Origin of the sequence: Deinococcus deserti VCD115 (assembly GCF_000020685.1) — a bacterium.
GTDB lineage: Bacteria > Deinococcota > Deinococci > Deinococcales > Deinococcaceae > Deinococcus > Deinococcus deserti.
Map to the genome: position 1 here is coordinate 1,923,736 of NC_012526.1, position 15,761 is coordinate 1,939,496.

A 15,761-nucleotide genomic window follows, 5' to 3' on the forward strand; every position below is an offset into this window, starting at 1 on the left:
CATCACGTGATCCGGCTCTCTATGGCTGCTTCAGGTGTTCACAAAGCCAGACGCCGCGCCTGAGGTGCGTGTCGAGGACATCTGCGAGCCACGGCAGGCTCTCAGGCGGCAGAGCGCCGGGATGAAACCAGCCGACCTCTGAAGTGTTTTCGAGTGGCGCAGGCTCCCCTTCCCAGGTGCGGGTCAAGAACAGAAAGTCCACGCCATGCGCCTCACCCAGGTCATAGCGTGCAGCGCCCAGCGGCTCAAGCTGACCAGGATCGACACGGAGCCCCACTTCCTCTGCCGCCTCCCGGACTGCGGCCTGAGCGAGCGCTTCGCCGCGCTCAACCCGCCCGCCGGGCAGGCCCCACAGTCCTTCTGCATAGGTGACGCCTGACCGGCGCCCGAGCAGCACGCGTCCGACCGGGTCCTGAACCACGAGCCACGCAACCAGAACAAAACTCATGCGGCCTCCGGACGCCGGTCAGGCTCCTCACTGGCCCACCACCCGCTGGCCAGGACCAGTCCGGTCAACACCAGCAACAGGATCAACGGTGGGGTCCAGCCTCCAGTAAAGTCATGAACTGCTCCAAACAGAAAAGGGCCGGTAGCCGCTAGCAGGTAGCCGCAGCCCTGGGCGACAGCTGAGAGCCGGGGAGCCTCGGCCGTGTCACGGGCTCGCCGGGCGATCAGGTACAGGGCCAACGGAAACGCACTGCCTGAACCTGCCCCCAGCAGCAGCACCCACAGCACGTTGGGGGCCTGTGGGAGCAGCAGCAGACCAATCAGCCCGGTTGCCAGGACGGCGCTCAGGGCCACGATCAGCGGCCGGGCCGAAGGGAGACGGGCGGCCAGGACGGGAACAGCCAGAGTGAAGGGCAACTGCACCAGATTGCCCAGTGAAAGCAGCGCGCCAGCCTCAGCGCTGCTTACGCCACGGTCCAGCAGAATCCTGGGCAGCCAGGTCAGCCAGGTAAAAAACACCAGTGACTGCGTGCCCATGTACAGCGTCAGAGGCAGCGCGGCCGGGTTGGTCCAGACCCGCCCGGATGCGACGGGCGGCAGACCGCTGCGGACAGGCCGTCCACGCACTGCCGGCCACCAGGACAGCGCCCCCAGGACAGCCAGAACTGCCCATACTCCCAGCGCCAGCCGCCAGGAGCCTCCCAGTGCGTCCTGCAACGGCACCGCCACGGCAGAAGCCACGGTGGCCCCACCCACGACCGCCGTGGTGTAGATGCCGGTCATGAGGCCCAGACGCCCGGGAAAGTCCCGCCTGATCAGGCTGGGAAGCAGCACGTTCACCACAGCAATGCCGGCGCCCACCAGCAGGGTTCCGGCCAGAATCCACGGCAGGGTGGGTCCGGCGCGCAGGGCGGCGCCCACGGCGATCAGGGCCAGGCAGCCCAGGATGACCACTTCGGCACTGCGGGCACGTGCCAGTGCCGGGGCCACCAGGGCCAGCGCCCCCCAGCACAGCAGCGGTATGGTGGTCAGCAGGCTGACGGTGGCCGCACTGACTTCCAGATCCTGCTGGATCGGCGCCAGCAGCGGACCGAACCCCGCGACCACCGGACGCAGGTTGAAGGCCACAAGCACAATGCCCAGGATCAGCAGGAAAGGTGGGGCAGGGGTGCGGAGGCTCAAGAGGCCACCAGGAGTCGCGGCATACTACGCAGCCTACGCCTGCGGTATGCTCGTGGGTGCGTCACCGGGGGTGTCCTGAAGAGCAGGACTGAGATAAACCCTTGGAACCTGAACCGGATCATACCGGCGGAGGGAGTGTGACCAGGCCACGGCACCTGCCCTGACCTGCGCCTCCCCTCTCGTGACGCGAGGGGACTTTTTATGCGTAAGATTCTGTGTTCTGCCCTGCTGATGCTGGGTGCCGCGAGCGCCCAGAGCACCCTGACCGTCATTACCCACGACAGTTTCTCCGTGGACAAAAAGCTGATCGCCCAGTTTGAAGCTGCCAACAAGGCGCGCGTACGCTTTGTAAAGGGGGGCGACGCTGGCGAACTGCTCAGCCGCCTGATCCTGACCCGGCGCGCGCCGGTGGCCGACGTGGTCTACGGCCTGGACAACAGCCTCCTGGCCCGCGCCAGAACCGCAGGAATTCTGGAAGCTTACAAGTCGCCGGCCCAGTCGGCCGTGGCGGCACGTTACCGGCTGGACGACGCCGGCCTGCTGAATCCCGTGGATTACGGCTATGTGGCCCTGAACTACGACCGCGCCTACTTCCAGAAAGCAGGTCTGGCGCTACCGGAATCCCTGGATGATCTTAAAAAGCCCGAGTACGCCCGCCTGACCGTGGTGAGCAGCCCGGCGACAAGCAGCCCTGGCCTGGCATTTCTGCTGGCCACCGTCAACCACTACGGCGAAGCGGGAGCGTGGGCCTGGTGGAAAGCTGCGCGCGCCGGCGGCATGAAAGTGACCCGTGGCTGGAGCGACTCCTACTACAAGGAATTCAGCCGCAACGGCGGAAAATATCCCATTGTGCTGAGCTACGCGAGCAGTCCTGCCGCAGAAGTGTTCTACGCCGACGGCTTTGACCCCAAAAAGCTGCCAGCCCAGAGCCCGACCGCCAACCTGTTCCTGCCGGGCAGCACCTACCTGCAGATCGAAGGGGTGGGCATCCTGAAAGGCACGAAGCAGGCTGCGCTGGCCCGGAAGTTCGTGGACTTTATGCTCAGCGCCCCGGTGCAGGCCGACATCCCTACCCGCATGTGGGTCTATCCGGCTGTGAGCGGCACAAAGCTCGACCCGGTGTACCGCTTTGCGCAGCAGCCGGACGTGAAGGCGGTCGCCCCGAGCGTCACCGCCAATCCCCAGAGACTCGTGGACGCCTGGATCACCCAGGTCCTGCGGGCACGCTGAGAAAAATCAGGAACCCGACCACCATTTTTGCTGAGGCTGCTGAAAGTGGCGCCGCGCTGAGGACCCGCCTTTTCCTCAGATTCATATGACAGGGCCCCGTTCACCCCTATCCTGGGTGCCGCGATGCGCCTGCTGCCGACCGAACGTCCCCGACTGACCATCCGCCGCCTGGCGTGGTCGGCGCTGGCCGGCCTCCTGGCCGGTGTGGTGCTGGCACGTGTCGCCGTGACGCTGGTGCTGGCCCTGGTACCCGCCGATCAGCCGTATGTGCGGGCCGTGGTCGGCACGTTCAGCGCGGTACTGAGCGTCATCGTGGGCTTTGCCCTGGCGGGTGCCCTGTCCACTCGAGGTCTGCCGCTTGCGCGCCTTGGTCTGACCCAGTCGCGGGCACGGTGGCGCTCGGCAATTGCGGCAGGAAGTACAGCGGGGCTGCTGGTTCTGCCGGTGGGCGGGCTGCTGGCCCTGGCCGGCGCCTATCAGGAGGGAGCCCTGGGACGGACCCTGGGGTTCGCGCAGGTCACCCTGGGGCTCGGCTTGCTGGGCGCAGTCTACGGGGGTCTCAGCGGCGGGGTGCTGGGCCTGCTGACGGTGCGTGCCTCGCAGGCCTGGCGGCCCGCCCTGGGAGGGCTGCTGGGCTTCGGCGGGGTGGGGCTTGGGGCGGGGGCGCTGCTGGGAGCGGTTGGCATTCCCGATGCCCTCTCTGGAGGCGGTTCGGCGCTGCTGACGGTGCTCGCCGCCTTTGTGGTGACCTCACAGGTGATCGGCGACCTGCTGATCGCACGCGGAATCAACGACGCGGTGGATGCCCCACGCGACTGGGCCAGCGGCCGTCAGCTCAAACTGACCCTGGCTGGCCTCGGAGTCGCCACGCTGGGGGTGTGGGGCCTGGCCAGCGACGTGGTGGCTTTTGCCCACTCACGGCCCACAAACCCGGTACCACTGGCCGTACCTCAGCGGATGGGACCCGGATGCCCACCACCCACCGATCCGCTGGAACGCGCTGCCTGGCAGGTCACCACCTCAGGTGGCCGGCCCGACTTTTCGTGTGGCAACGCCTTTCTGGGCTTCCTGCATGTGCCTGGCCCTCTCCCGGCCTTTGCGGCCGGGCAGCCGACCCCAAACGGCGGCTATGACGGGCTGGCTGCACAGATCGCTTCGGCCCGGCGGGAAGTCCTGCTGGCCGTAATGGAATGGGACAACAACCCCCGGCAGGAGCCGGGAAGGGTGCTGGCTCAGGCCGTCCAGCAGTTGTACTCCCGGGTGCAGGCTCAGCCGGAACGCTACCCGGAGGGCGTCACGGTACGCATCGCGCTGGGGAATTTTCCATTGCCCGGCACTCTGGAATGGGGCACGCAGGTCTACGGCGCGGCCCGCGCCCTGATCACGGCGGGCGTGCCGTTCTCCGACCCGGCGCGGCGCTGGCAGGTTCAGATCGCCAACTATGCCGGCACCTTTCCGCACAGTCACGCCAAGCTGCTGGTCACTGACGGAGAGGCGCTGACCGTGATGGGCTTCAATGTCGGTCCGCTGCATCTGCCCTCGGCCACCACGGAGGGTCGCGGCGGTGACCTGCGCGACCTCGCCGTTCAGGTCCGCGGGCCAGTGGCGGCCGACGGCCTGAATGTCTTTGACGACCTGTGGGCCAGAAGCCGCCTGCTGACCTGTCCACCTGGGGTCAATGAAGGAGACATTTCTTCCTGTTCGCTGGGAGAGCTGGCCATCCCTGACCATCCCCAGGGCACCGCCCGGCAGCCGCTGACGTCCGCAGGCGACGAGCGTGTGTTCAGTCTCTACCGCCGCGCGGGCTTCCAGGCAGCGGATACTGCGCTGGTCGGCATGATCGATGCCACGCAGCGGAGCGTTGACCTGATGCATGTGTCGTTCAGCATGCGGCTGCGCTGCAACCTCGCGCTGCTCAATCCGCAGCTGTGCCGCCCCGAGGACGCCCTGCCCTGGATGACCGCGCTGGTGCGCGCCGCAGAACGTGGCGTCACCATCCGGGCCCTGCTGTATGAGCACGGCGCTCTGGGGCTGGAAAACAGGATCGGTGTGGCCGGGCTGCAGCGCCTGCTGGACAAGCGTGGGCTGGGAAACCGCCTGCAGGTCCGCTGGTTTCCGGGACCGCTTCACGCCAAGACCATGCTGCTTGACGGCAGGATGCTGGTGGTGGGCAGCCAGAACCTGCACTATTCGTCCTGGGAGGCACGTGGGCTCAACGAGTACTCGCTGGCAACCACCGCGCCCGCTGCCGCTGCGGGTTACGCCCGCGAATTCGCCTTTTTCTGGCAGCAGGCACCAGTTGCCGAACTGCCCGACTGGCTCAGAGAGGCGCTGCCGTGAAGCCTGCCCGTCTGACCGGCTGGCTGCTGGCATTGCCGGCCCTGCTGTTTACGACGTTGTTGCTGGCTGTTCCACTGGCGCGCACCCTGCTGGAAGGCGGGCTGAACCTGGAGGTCTGGCGCGATCCGTATTTTCAGCAGCGGCTGGGCTGGACCCTGACCCAGGCCACGGTGACCGCAGCGCTGGCCCTGCTGCTGGGCGCGCCGCTGGCCTATCTGCTGTCCCGGTTCGAGGTGCCGGGCAAGCGGCTGTTCCTGCGCCTGCTGCTGCTGCCGTTCGTGACCCCGACCCTGGTGGCTGTGCTGGGCCTGTCTGCCCTGCTGGGGCCAGGTGGGTGGATCACCCGCTGGAGTGGAGTGGACCTCAGTGAGACGCCGGTGTTGCTGGTGCTGGGCAATCTGTTTTTCAACCTTCCGGTGATGGTGCGACTGGCCTACGGTGGTTTCTCGCGCGTGCCGCCCGGACTCCTTGGGGCCGCGCGAACCCTGGGAGCCTCAGCATGGCGGGCTGCTCTGGGTGTGGCGCTTCCGCTGGCCCTGCCGGGTCTCGCCGCCGGGGCCATTCTGGTGTTTCTCTATTCGGCCCTGAGCTTCGGACTGCCGCTGGCCCTCGGCGGCGAACGGTACGCCACCCTGGAGGTCGAGATCTATACGCTGACGGCCCTGCAGCTGCGCCTGAGCGAAGCCAGCGCCCTGATTGCCGGGCAGCTTCTGCTGACCCTGATGGCCACCTGGGCCTATACCCGGCTGGTTGTGGGCGGGCAGGGTGTGCCGGCCGCCGCGCTGCCGCGTGCACGGGGCAGCGCCCTGGCGGGCATCCTGCTGCTGGGCGGCGTCATGGTGCTGATCTGCTTCGGGCCGCTGCTGGCTGTGGTTGCCCGGGGGCTGCTGGGCACGACCGGGCCTACTTTGAGCTACTGGCACGGCGTGCTGAACGACGAGGGCACACCGCTGCTTCTGACCAACACCCTGCGTTTTGCGGTGGCGGCCCTGCTGGGAGCCACCCTGCTGGGAACCCTGTACGCCCTGGGAGCCTGGCTGGCCCGCTCACGGCTGCTGGATCTGGTGTCGCTGCTGCCCCTGATGGTCTCGCCTGTCTCCCTGGCTGCCGGGTACCTGCTGGCCTATCCCCTGCTGGCCGCCACCCTGCCGATGCTGCTGGCGGCATATACCCTGCTGGCGCTGCCGCTGGTGGTTCGCTCTCTGCTCCCGGCGCTCCGCGCTCTGCCTCCCAGGCTGCTCGAAGCGGCCCGAACTCTGGGAGCGGGACCTGTTTCTGCGCACCGCAGCGTGACCCTGCCACTGACCCTGCCCGCGCTGCGAGGAGGGGCGGCCCTGGCGCTGGCCACTGTGCTGGGCGAGTTCGGCGCCACGCTGGTGCTGACCCGCCCTGAGTGGGCCACCCTGAGCACCGGCTTGTATGAACGCCTGGGCCGTCCCGGAGAACGCAATCTGGGCGAAGCCTGCGCCCTTGCCACAGTGCTGCTGCTGCTGTCTGCCGCAGCTTTTGGCCTGCTTGACGGCGGCGAAGGAGAAATCACGTGATGGTACAGGTGCCCCAGGAGCCCAGCCCAGCCCTGCGTGTCCAGGGTCTGAGCAAGGCGTTCGGGACCGTCCAGGCCGCACAGGACGTATCACTCACCGTGCAGGCAGGGGAAACGCTGGCGCTGCTGGGCCCGTCGGGCTGCGGAAAAAGTACCGTGCTGCGCGGCGTGGCAGGCCTGGAACGCCTGGACGGTGGCCAGGTTGAGGTGGGGGGCCGGAATGTCACGGCGCTCCCTCCGGAAGCTCGCCATGTGGGCCTGGTGTTTCAGGACTACTCCCTGTTTCCCCACCTGAGCGTCCTCGATAACGTGGCTTACGGGCCCCGCATGCGCGGTGCGCGGCGCCCGGACGCCCAGGCCCGGGCCCGTGAGGTGCTGGCGTTGGTAGACCTCTCAGCGCTGGAGGCCCGCCGTCCGGCTCAACTGTCCGGGGGTCAGCAGCAGCGTGTGGCGCTGGCGCGCGCTCTGGCTACTGCTTCCCCCCTGCTGCTGCTGGATGAGCCGCTGTCGAATCTGGACGAAAAGCTGCGGGCACAGTTGCGAACCGACCTGCATGCTCTGTTCGCGCGGGTGGAGGCCGGGGTCCTGCTGGTGACCCACGACCAGCGTGAGGCTCTGGCCCTGGCCCACCGGGTGGCGGTCATGCGCGCAGGACGGATCGTGCAGCAGAACACGGCCGCCGAAGTGTTTGCCAGACCCGCAACCGCCTGGGTGGCTTCTTTTCTTGGACACCAGAACGTCCTCCCCCATGCAGAGGGTCAGGCTCTGCTCATTCCGGAACTGGCCGTGCATCTGGGAACGGGTCCTCAGTACACCATCACGTCCAATCAGGTGACCGAGTCTGGAGAAACCATTACTGTAGCCCATTCACTGGGCTTACTCACCCTTCACTTGAGTCCCCGCGAGCGTAATCTCGTGCACGGCAAGTCCCTGCAGCTCGAACTTGATAGCGCTGTGATGCGTCTGATCCCGGATGACCGCAGCCCTTCGCCCTCCTGAGCCAGCAGGGTGAGATCATCCACATTTGAGGCAAGATCAAAGTTCATGCCCCTCTAAACTCCAACTCATAGGAGGGCTCCATGAATTGGGAAATTGTTCAGAAGGCTTCTGTCGCAGCCCTTGCCCTGTCATCCGGGGCGCTGGCGCAGGGCACATCAGAGCGCCTGACCTTGGACATTGAGGTAACCGGGCAGGACCGGGACCGCGCGTACGCTCAGGCAATGGAAAAGGGAATCGAGGCGCTTGTCTCGCGGAACCTCACGCCAGGCACAGCAGCCTACACCCAGGTGCTTCGTGACTTCCCCCGGGCGGACGTACGGCTGGGGCGCATTCTTCGGGAACAGACCGTTGCGGGACAGGTCTACATGACAGTCCAGGTCAGCGTGCCGCGTGGCGCCGTGGAGCGCGCCGCAGTGCGCGCCCTGCCGGCAGTGGCGCAGACCAGAATTGCGGTCGTGATCCCTGAAGTGATCCTTCGTCGCCCCGTACCAGACCCGGCAGCCGAAACCGAGATCGCACGCGGGCTGATCAGCTCGGGACTGCGGGTTGTCGACGCGTCGCAGCAGGTTACAAATGCCCTGAGAGAGATGGTCCGGGCAAATCCAACACTGTCTGGAACCGCAGCCGCAGAACTCCGCACCCGGCTGAACACCGACCTGCTCGTCACGGGTGAGGCATTTGCGGAGGAATACGGCAGCGTGGCGGGAGGCCTGCGTGGGTACACTGCCCGCCTTGAGGTGAAAGTCATTGATCTGGCCAGTGGACAGCTGCTGCACAGTCAGGCTTTTCAGGGCAGTGCGGTCGGTGCCACCGACGCCGTTGCCGGTAAAACAGCGTTGATGAACGTAGGAAAAATAGCTGCAGATGTGCTGCCAGGGATTGTCCTGAAAGCACTGCAGGGCAGTGGAAGCGCCGCACAGCGGGCCTTTGTGGTCCGGGTAGCGCCGCCCGTTACTTTTACTCAGGTCAATGCTCTTATGGCTCGTCTGAAAACCAACGTCTCTTTGCAAGACCTGACTGTGCGCACCATAGATGCGGCTGGAGCGAGTCTTGAAATTCCGTTCGGCGGCAGCGTTCTGGAACTTGCCGCGTTGCTCGAATCCGCCGGCATGCAGGTGGTCGGCATGACCGGCGCCGAGCTCACTCTCAAGTTCTAACCCCCCCGTGGAATCAGCGAATTCCCATCCAAGGAGGCTGTTATGAAAATGTTCCGTGCCATTTTAGTGATGTCTGCGCTCTGCGCTGGCCAGGTACTGGCCCAGACCGCGCCAGCAGCGCCACCTGCACCGGTAAGCGCCCCCCCTGTTTCGGAGCCGCAGGTGCACATTGCCGTGGGCGTGTTCAAATGCAACGTCAGGCTGTGCACGTCTGAACTGGGGACCGGCCTGGCTGACGCCCTGATGAACGCGCTGAGCGAAACCGGCAAGTTTGCGGTCTATGAGCGTGAAAATGTACCTCAGCTGGTGCAGAACAATATGATTGCCGGCACCGATCCTACGGCTGCGCTGAGCCCGGTGGACGTTCTGGTATTTGGGAATATCAATGTCTATGAGCCGGAATCGTCCAGTGGGCAGGGCTGTTTTATGGGAGTCTGCCTGGGCGGCAAGGAAAGCCGTATTGGCGCAGACCTGCGCATTGTGGACTCAAAAACCGGGCGTGTCCTGGCCACCACGAAGGTTGAAGGCAAAAGCAGCACCACGGGTGGCAGTATCTACTTCAATGGACTCAGCCTGGGCGGCAAGCAGAGCTCCGGCCTTGACAAGGCTGTCGGCGCAATGCTGACCCAGGCCGTGCAGGTGCTCCAGAGCAAAGTTCCTGCCAGCTACTACCGCTAAATCATGCGCTGCCAGGCTCTACACTAAGCGCGTGAGAGCGTGGATCCTGGTGGGTGGGCGTCTGAACATGACGCCCACCCTCTCCTTATTGCCCTCACCGGACCTGGTGGTTGCGGCAGACGGTGGCGCACGTCATGCCGCCGTGTTGGGCACGCACGTGGATCTGTGGGTTGGAGACTTCGATTCCTCAGAAGGACTGCTGCTCGACGCCCCCCGCGAGGTTCATCCAGCAGCCAAGGACGAGACTGACGCGGAACTGGCAGTCCGGGTGGCACGCGCCCGGGGAGCCAGAACGCTGGTCTTCGTGGGCGCCTTTGGTGGACGCTTCGACCATGCAGCTGCGCTGATGCTGGGCAGCCTGCGCCTGGCTCAAGAGGGCCTGAGTATCAGTCTGACCAGCGGGGACGAGTGGGCCTGGCCGCTGCTGCCTTCCTCTCCCCTGTCCCTGGAGCTGCGGCCCGGTACCACTCTGAGCGTGCTGGCCTGCACAGACCTTCGTGGTCTGACGCTCCAGGGCGTCCGCTGGCCGCTTAGCCGGGCCGATGTGCCGCAGGGCAGCGGCTGGACTGTCAGCAACGAAACCACGCAGCCCATGGTCTCCGCTTCCCTTGAAGGGGGCGCAGCGCTGGTCACCGCCGTGCTGCATTAAGAGAGCTTCAGGAACCCGGCGTGCACTGGGCGCGTAGGGTGAAGGTATGAGAAGTCGTGGTCCTGGATGCGGTTGTCTTGGTTGTGGTGGCGGATCGTTGCTGGTGCTGGCCCTGTTGGGTGCGCTGGCGTGGTTCGCTGTAATTCGTCCTGCACAGGACTTCCTTAGCGGCTGGCGGGCGCCACAGACCCAGACTCAGACTGGTCAGAATCCGTCGGGCCAGGAAAGTGACGGCGGAGTTGTCATGCCGCAGCTGCCTGGAAACGGCGGCAACAACAATGGAGCTGCCAGCGATTCCGCAGGCAAGAACCAGGATGCTCCTGCAGCCACCGGGAACATGAATGCGCCGGTGACCCGGGCCGAGGTGCAGAAGTTCGTGCGGGTACGCCGCGACGTGCGTCAAGCTCTGGGAACCAGCTTTACCGGACTGCAGGACGTGTGGACGGATATCCAGGGTGGACAGAGCCCCAATCTGCTGCAGGTTGTGGGGGTGCTGCGCAACGCCGGCAGCAGCGTTGGCGCTGCCCGCAATGCCCACACAGCTGCCCTGCAGCGCGAGAACCTCAGCCCTGAGCGTTACGCGGCCATCCGCTCGGCTGTCAACCGCGCCCTGGGACTGCCGAACGTGGACTTTGCGCGTGCCGCCGAGTCGCTGCAGCGTGGCCAGCTGCCGGACCTGAACGGCACGGTGCAGACCGCTACGGCTCAGGAAAAGGCCCTGGTCGCACCGTTCCGCCAGGAGCTGCTCACCACCTCGGCGGCAGGCCTGCTCGGGCTGTAGCGCACTTCACGTCCCTACGGCAGAGGTTCAGTACGGAACCTCTGCCGCCTTTGTGTCAGAAGGTCAAGGCCACTTGAAGCCGGGGCGTTCCCGACCCCTCATCCGTATCCGTTACCTTGAGGCTCATGACTTCATCCACCACTACGCGCTCCGAGGCCCTGTTCGAACGGGCGCGCGCTGTCACGCCGGGCGGTGTCAACAGTCCGGTGCGGGCCTTCAAAAGTGTGGGCGGCGTGCCCCGTTTTATCCGCGAGGCCCATGGCGCCTACCTGACCGACATGGACGACACCCGGTACGTGGACTACATCGGTTCATGGGGACCGATGATCCTGGGGCACGACCACCCCACCATCCGTGAGGCCATTGCCACTGCCCTGACCGGGGGCACCAGCTTCGGTGCCCCCGGAGAACGCGAGGTTGAGCTGGCCGAGCTGGTCACCCGCCTGACTGGAGCGGGCCGTGTGCGTTTCGTCAACAGCGGCACCGAGGCCACCATGAGTGCCCTGCGACTGGCCCGCGGGTTTACCGGACGCAAATTTATCGTGAAGTTCCGCGGCAATTACCATGGTCACGCTGACGGCCTGCTGGTCGAGGCTGGCAGCGGCCTGCTGACCAACGCCGAAGGCGTGCTGGGCTCGGCCGCCCCCAGCAGCGCCGGCGTGCCGGAAGAGTACGCCTCGCTGACGCTGGTCAGTGAATACAACGATCCCGCTGCCCTGGACGCCCTGATGCGGCTGCGTGGTCACGAGGTCGCGGCGGTGATTTTCGAGCCGGTGGTGGGCAACGCTGGGGTGCTGGTGCCCACGCCCGACTTCCTGGAGGCGCTGCACCGGGTCAAGGCCTCGGGCGCGCTGCTGGTGGCCGACGAGGTTATGACCGGGTTCCGCCTGTCGTTGAACGGTGCCACGGGCCTGCTGGGCCTGGAACCGGACCTGACCTGCTGGGGCAAGATCATCGGAGGGGGGCTGCCGGTGGGAGCCTATGGCGGCCGCGCCGACGTAATGGATTTCGTCTCTCCGCAGGGACCGGTTTACCAGGCGGGGACTCTCAGCGGCAATCCGCTGGCCATGGCCGCCGGGCTCGCAACCCTGCAGACGCTGGAGGCGGACCCCGGCATCTACGGCCGGCTGGAGGCATACACCGCCGCGCTGGCTTCGGGGTTGCGTGCCGCAGCAGATGAAGCGGGCGTGCCTGTCAGCATCAACCGGGTCGGGTCCATGCTGACGGCCTTTCATCAGGACGTGCCCGACGGCAGCATCCGCACCTACGCCGACGCGGCGCGCAGCGACACGACGGGCTTTGCCACGTGGTTTCAGGGCATGCTTGCGCGTGGAGTGTACTGGGCTCCGTCACAGTTTGAAAGCATTTTCGTAAGCGGCGCACACACAGACAGGGAACTGAACGTCACGCTGGAAGCGGCACGCTCCGCCTATGGGGGAACACCTGTATGACGCTACTGCACGGCACCGAAGACGTGATCCGCGTCCTGACGGAGAACAAGGTGATTGCCGTGGTCGGCTTTCACCGCGACAGCACCAAGGCCGCTCACTACGTTCCGGAATATATGTACCGCCAGGGCTACACGATCATTCCGGTCAACCCGGTTCTGGCCCAGCGTGGCGAAAGCTACTTTGGGCATAGGGCCGTTTCGTCTCTGGCTGAAATCACAGTGCCGGTAGATGTCGTGGAAATTTTCCGCCGCAGCGACAAGGTCGGGTTGCATCTGGGAGACATTCTGGCCATGAACCCGCTGCCCAGGGTGGTCTGGATGCAACTGGGCATCCGCAACGATGAGGTTGCCCAGGAGCTGACGGCGCGGGGCATTGACGTGGTTCAGAACCGCTGCATGCTGGCCGATCACCGCGCTCTGCTTTAAATAGCTGATGTGAAGCCGGACCCACTGAGCGACGGGGGTCCGGCTTCACACGACGTAGCGCGGCCGCAGCTCAGTGCAGCGGCACGTGCCCCGGAAAGCCCAGCAGGTAGTCGAGCAGGTCGCCGACCATCGCCGAAGCCGTCACCATGCCCCCGGCCCCCCCTCCGGCAAAAATAAGTGAGCCGCATTCTTCGCCTTCGTAAATCATGGCGTTGCGGCTGGCACCGGCGGTGCACAGGGCGTGAGTCAGCGGCAGGCGCTGAGGCGCGACCGTCGCCCGCCAGCTTCCGTTGTCCTTTTCCAGCTGCGCGACCAGCTTGATACGCTCGCCCTGAGCACGGGCGTCCTCGATATCGGCCAGGGTCACGTCCTCGATGCCATTTATCTGCACGGCGCTGTAGGGAAAGTTGCCGTCTGCGCTGAAGCGGGCCAGGACGGTCAGCTTGTGCGCGGTGTCAAACCCGCCCACGTCCAGAGTTGGCGGGTCCTCGGCGTAGCCGAGAGCCTGCGCCTGCGCCAGGGCGTCGGCATACGACTGCCCTGCTTCCATCTGGCCCAGCACGTAGTTGCAGGTACCGTTGAGCACTGCCTGAAGGCGGGTAAAGGTGCTGGCCCGCAGCACCGTGCTCATGGGTCCGATGACCGGCGTGCCCGCCATAACCGACGCCTCGTAGTACAGCCGGCCATCCAGGGCGTGCTCGCGCAGGTCATCCCAGCGTTCGGCCAGCAGGGCCTTGTTGGCGGTAATGACGGCCCGGCCTGAACGGAGGTAGGGCCGCAGCAGCTCCAGCGGACGCTCGATGCCTCCCATGCACTCGATAACCACGCCGCATTCCTGCAGGAAGTCGGCGCGGTCGGTCACGCGGGTACCGGGCGGCACGTCGCGCGGCTTGTTCACGTCGCGCACCAGCACGCCGGCAACCTCGATGCGAACGCCCAGGTCGGTGAAAATGTGTTCCCGGCGCTGAATCAGCTTCAAAACATCCTGGCCCACGGTGCCACTGCCCAGGATGCCGATGGTGACGGTTCTCATGGCTTCAAAGCTAACGCGCAGGCCAGTGCAGGGCCGCGGGGCGGGTTAGGTGTGGGGCTAAGGACATCTTGGGGGCACCTTCAGTCGGCCCCTGGGGCGCGGGCGGTACACTGCACGGCATGTTTCCTGTGAGTATGTTCGTTTCGCGCAGTGGGAGTCCACCGGGCTGGTTGCCGGGCTGGATTGTGTCGGGTCCGTGAGTGGCCGGCTTTCAGAACTGGCGGCCGAGTTCGGCATGGTTGAGCGTGCCCTGGGGGACCCGGCCGCACTGGCCGACCCGCAGGCCTATACCCGGCTGACCCGGCGCCACCGTGAGCTGCTGCCGCTGGTGACCCTGCTGCGCGAGCGCGAGGCCCTGGAATCGGACCTGCGTGGAGCTCAGGAACTGCTGAGCGACCCCGATATGCGCGAGCTGGCCCAGAACGAGATCACAGAGGCGACAGCTCGTCTCGAACAACTCGGTGCCGAACTGGAAGTGCTGCTGCTGCCCACCGACCCGGATGACCTCAAGAACGTAATTCTGGAACTGCGGGCGGGCGCCGGCGGCGCGGAAGCCGGCCTGTTTGTGATGGACCTGCTGCGCATGTACACCCGGTACGCCGAGGACAGAGGGCTGCGCCTGAACGTCCTGGAAGCCAGTGAATCGGACCTGGGCGGCGCCAGCAAGGTGGTGGCCGAGATCAGCGGGGAATTTGCCTTCCGGGCCTTTAAATGGGAACGGGGCGTCCACCGCGTGCAGCGGGTCCCGGCCACCGAGTCGCAGGGCCGGATACACACCAGTACCGTCACCGTCGCGGTGCTTCCGGAAGCTGAACAAGGCGAGGTTCAGCTAGACCTGTCCGAAGTGCGTATTGATGTCTTCCGCTCGCAGGGGGCCGGTGGACAGGGCGTCAACACCACCGACAGCGCCGTGCGGGCCGTCTACCGCGCAGGTACGCCCGACGAGATCATGGTGGTATGTCAGGATGGCCGCTCCCAGATCAAAAACCGCGAGAAGGCCCTGGTCGTGCTGGCCTCCCGACTGGCCGAGCGTGAGCGGGCAGCCCGTGACGCCCAGGAAGCCCGCGACCGCGCCGCGCAGGTGGGCAGCGGCGAGCGCAGCGAGAAAATCCGCACCTACAATTACCCGCAAAACCGCGTGACCGATCACCGCCTGGAAGGCGACAGCAAAAACCATCCGCTCGACAGTGTGATGGCCGGCGGCCTGGGGCCGGTGGTCTCGGCCCTGGCGCGCGACGAGCGCGAACGGCAGCTGCTGGCCGCCTCCGCCGAGGAGGCGCGTGATGGCGCGGCGTGACCTGCTGGTGGCGGCGGGTGTGCTGCGTGACCGCCTCGGAAGGGTCCTGCTGGTCGGCAACGACTGGCAGGGCCACGGCCGGGTCCGCCATACGCTGCCCGGCGGGGTGGTCGAGCCAGGCGAAACCCTGCCCGAGGCGCTGTACCGCGAGATCTTCGAGGAGACCGGGCTGAAGCTCACTGGCATCAAGCACATGGCTTATACGGTGCATATCGAAGATGAGCGGCGCGGTGAGCGGGCCATCGCTGTGGCATTCGAGGCCACCTGGGAAGGTCTTCTTAACCCCAGCGACCCAGACGGATTCATCGTGGAGGCGAAGTTCTGCTCCATCGACGAAGCGCTGGACAAGCTCGACTCCCCGCCTATGCGAGAGCCGCTCAGCGACTATCTGCAAACCGGTGAGCCGGGACGCTTCTATGCTTTCAAGGGGTGGGACGGACGGGGCGGCCTGCGGATTCCGGCCCTGAAACCCAGGAGCTAGGCGCACCGACGTCCAGCCAGAAACACAGCACAAAGGCCCGGGGCTTAGTCCCGGGCCTGTTGCGTTCT

Annotated in this window: 15 protein-coding genes and 1 riboswitch; of the genes, 12 read left to right on the forward strand and 3 right to left on the reverse strand. The window is 65.9% G+C overall.

The annotated features are described in order from the left end of the window. Positions 1-19: 19 nt before the first annotated feature. Positions 20-448: an NUDIX domain-containing protein gene (locus DEIDE_RS09130; RefSeq protein WP_012693668.1), complete on the reverse strand. Its 429-nt coding sequence runs from the start codon at positions 446-448 to the stop codon at positions 20-22. Continuing rightward, complete coding sequence (locus DEIDE_RS09135; protein WP_012693669.1) at positions 445-1,629, reverse strand: CynX/NimT family MFS transporter; 1,185 nt, start codon at positions 1,627-1,629, stop codon at positions 445-447. The genes DEIDE_RS09130 and DEIDE_RS09135 overlap by 4 nt, the downstream gene beginning before the upstream one ends. A 56-nt stretch (positions 1,630-1,685) precedes the next feature. After that, positions 1,686-1,782, forward strand: a riboswitch (TPP riboswitch). Positions 1,783-1,830: 48 nt separating this feature from the next. Between DEIDE_RS09135 and DEIDE_RS09140 the strand changes: the two genes are divergently transcribed. The 10 genes from DEIDE_RS09140 to DEIDE_RS09185 all read left to right on the forward strand — a co-directional run bounded on the left by DEIDE_RS09140 (position 1,831) and on the right by DEIDE_RS09185 (position 12,882). Then, complete coding sequence (locus DEIDE_RS09140) at positions 1,831-2,859, forward strand: thiamine ABC transporter substrate-binding protein (RefSeq protein ID WP_012693670.1); 1,029 nt, start codon at positions 1,831-1,833, stop codon at positions 2,857-2,859. 123 nt (positions 2,860-2,982) lie between these two features. After that, positions 2,983-5,199 (forward strand): phospholipase D-like domain-containing protein, encoded by a 2,217-nt coding sequence (locus tag DEIDE_RS09145; protein ID WP_012693671.1) that lies wholly within the window; start codon positions 2,983-2,985, stop codon positions 5,197-5,199. Further along, positions 5,196-6,743, forward strand: a complete 1,548-nt coding sequence (locus DEIDE_RS09150; protein WP_012693672.1) for an ABC transporter permease — start codon at positions 5,196-5,198, stop codon at positions 6,741-6,743. The genes DEIDE_RS09145 and DEIDE_RS09150 overlap by 4 nt, the downstream gene beginning before the upstream one ends. Next, the gene (locus tag DEIDE_RS09155) at positions 6,743-7,741 is read left to right on the forward strand and encodes an ABC transporter ATP-binding protein (protein WP_012693673.1); all 999 of its coding nucleotides are present in this window, start codon (positions 6,743-6,745) and stop codon (positions 7,739-7,741) included. Before DEIDE_RS09150 ends, DEIDE_RS09155 begins: the two co-directional genes overlap by 1 nt. A gap of 80 nt (positions 7,742-7,821) precedes the next feature. After that, positions 7,822-8,898 carry a hypothetical protein gene (locus DEIDE_RS09160; RefSeq protein WP_012693674.1) on the forward strand — a complete coding sequence of 359 codons (1,077 nt, stop codon included), beginning with the start codon at positions 7,822-7,824 and terminating at the stop codon, positions 8,896-8,898. A gap of 69 nt (positions 8,899-8,967) precedes the next feature. Further along, positions 8,968-9,576, forward strand: coding sequence for a CsgG/HfaB family protein (locus tag DEIDE_RS09165; protein WP_242402897.1), 609 nt, complete (start codon positions 8,968-8,970; stop codon positions 9,574-9,576). A 31-nt stretch (positions 9,577-9,607) separates the two neighbouring features. Next, a complete protein-coding gene (locus tag DEIDE_RS09170) occupies positions 9,608-10,225 on the forward strand; it encodes a thiamine diphosphokinase (protein ID WP_012693676.1) in 618 nt (205 codons plus the stop codon). 46 nt (positions 10,226-10,271) lie between these two features. Continuing rightward, positions 10,272-11,006 (forward strand): hypothetical protein, encoded by a 735-nt coding sequence (locus tag DEIDE_RS09175; RefSeq protein ID WP_012693677.1) that lies wholly within the window; start codon positions 10,272-10,274, stop codon positions 11,004-11,006. Between the two features lie 125 nt (positions 11,007-11,131). Further along, positions 11,132-12,457, forward strand: coding sequence for a glutamate-1-semialdehyde 2,1-aminomutase (hemL, locus tag DEIDE_RS09180; protein ID WP_012693678.1), 1,326 nt, complete (start codon positions 11,132-11,134; stop codon positions 12,455-12,457). Continuing rightward, a complete protein-coding gene (locus DEIDE_RS09185) occupies positions 12,454-12,882 on the forward strand; it encodes a CoA-binding protein (RefSeq protein WP_012693679.1) in 429 nt (142 codons plus the stop codon). Before hemL ends, DEIDE_RS09185 begins: the two co-directional genes overlap by 4 nt. A gap of 70 nt (positions 12,883-12,952) precedes the next feature. Here DEIDE_RS09185 and DEIDE_RS09190 read toward each other — a convergent pair whose 3' ends face one another. Next, positions 12,953-13,915: a homoserine dehydrogenase gene (locus tag DEIDE_RS09190; RefSeq protein ID WP_012693680.1), complete on the reverse strand. Its 963-nt coding sequence runs from the start codon at positions 13,913-13,915 to the stop codon at positions 12,953-12,955. 196 nt (positions 13,916-14,111) lie between these two features. Here DEIDE_RS09190 and prfA point away from each other — a divergent pair, with 196 nt between their 5' ends. Together prfA and DEIDE_RS09200 are read left to right on the forward strand one after the other, a co-directional pair. Continuing rightward, positions 14,112-15,212 (forward strand): peptide chain release factor 1, encoded by a 1,101-nt coding sequence (gene prfA, locus DEIDE_RS09195; protein ID WP_012693681.1) that lies wholly within the window; start codon positions 14,112-14,114, stop codon positions 15,210-15,212. Further along, positions 15,199-15,693 (forward strand): NUDIX hydrolase, encoded by a 495-nt coding sequence (locus DEIDE_RS09200; protein ID WP_012693682.1) that lies wholly within the window; start codon positions 15,199-15,201, stop codon positions 15,691-15,693. The genes prfA and DEIDE_RS09200 overlap by 14 nt, the downstream gene beginning before the upstream one ends. Positions 15,694-15,761: the final 68 nt, after the last annotated feature.

Coding starts and splice junctions, on each gene's coding strand:
- DEIDE_RS09200 (WP_012693682.1), top strand. CDS start 15,199: ATGGCGCGGCGTGACCTGCTGGTGGCGGCGGGTGTGCTGCGTGACCGC.
- DEIDE_RS09155 (WP_012693673.1), top strand. CDS start 6,743: ATGGTACAGGTGCCCCAGGAGCCCAGCCCAGCCCTGCGTGTCCAGGGT.
- DEIDE_RS09185 (WP_012693679.1), top strand. CDS start 12,454: ATGACGCTACTGCACGGCACCGAAGACGTGATCCGCGTCCTGACGGAG.
- DEIDE_RS09140 (WP_012693670.1), top strand. CDS start 1,831: ATGCGTAAGATTCTGTGTTCTGCCCTGCTGATGCTGGGTGCCGCGAGC.
- DEIDE_RS09130 (WP_012693668.1), bottom strand. CDS start 448: ATGAGTTTTGTTCTGGTTGCGTGGCTCGTGGTTCAGGACCCGGTCGGA.
- DEIDE_RS09190 (WP_012693680.1), bottom strand. CDS start 13,915: ATGAGAACCGTCACCATCGGCATCCTGGGCAGTGGCACCGTGGGCCAG.
- DEIDE_RS09165 (WP_242402897.1), top strand. CDS start 8,968: ATGTCTGCGCTCTGCGCTGGCCAGGTACTGGCCCAGACCGCGCCAGCA.
- hemL (WP_012693678.1), top strand. CDS start 11,132: ATGACTTCATCCACCACTACGCGCTCCGAGGCCCTGTTCGAACGGGCG.
- DEIDE_RS09175 (WP_012693677.1), top strand. CDS start 10,272: ATGAGAAGTCGTGGTCCTGGATGCGGTTGTCTTGGTTGTGGTGGCGGA.
- DEIDE_RS09145 (WP_012693671.1), top strand. CDS start 2,983: ATGCGCCTGCTGCCGACCGAACGTCCCCGACTGACCATCCGCCGCCTG.
- DEIDE_RS09160 (WP_012693674.1), top strand. CDS start 7,822: ATGAATTGGGAAATTGTTCAGAAGGCTTCTGTCGCAGCCCTTGCCCTG.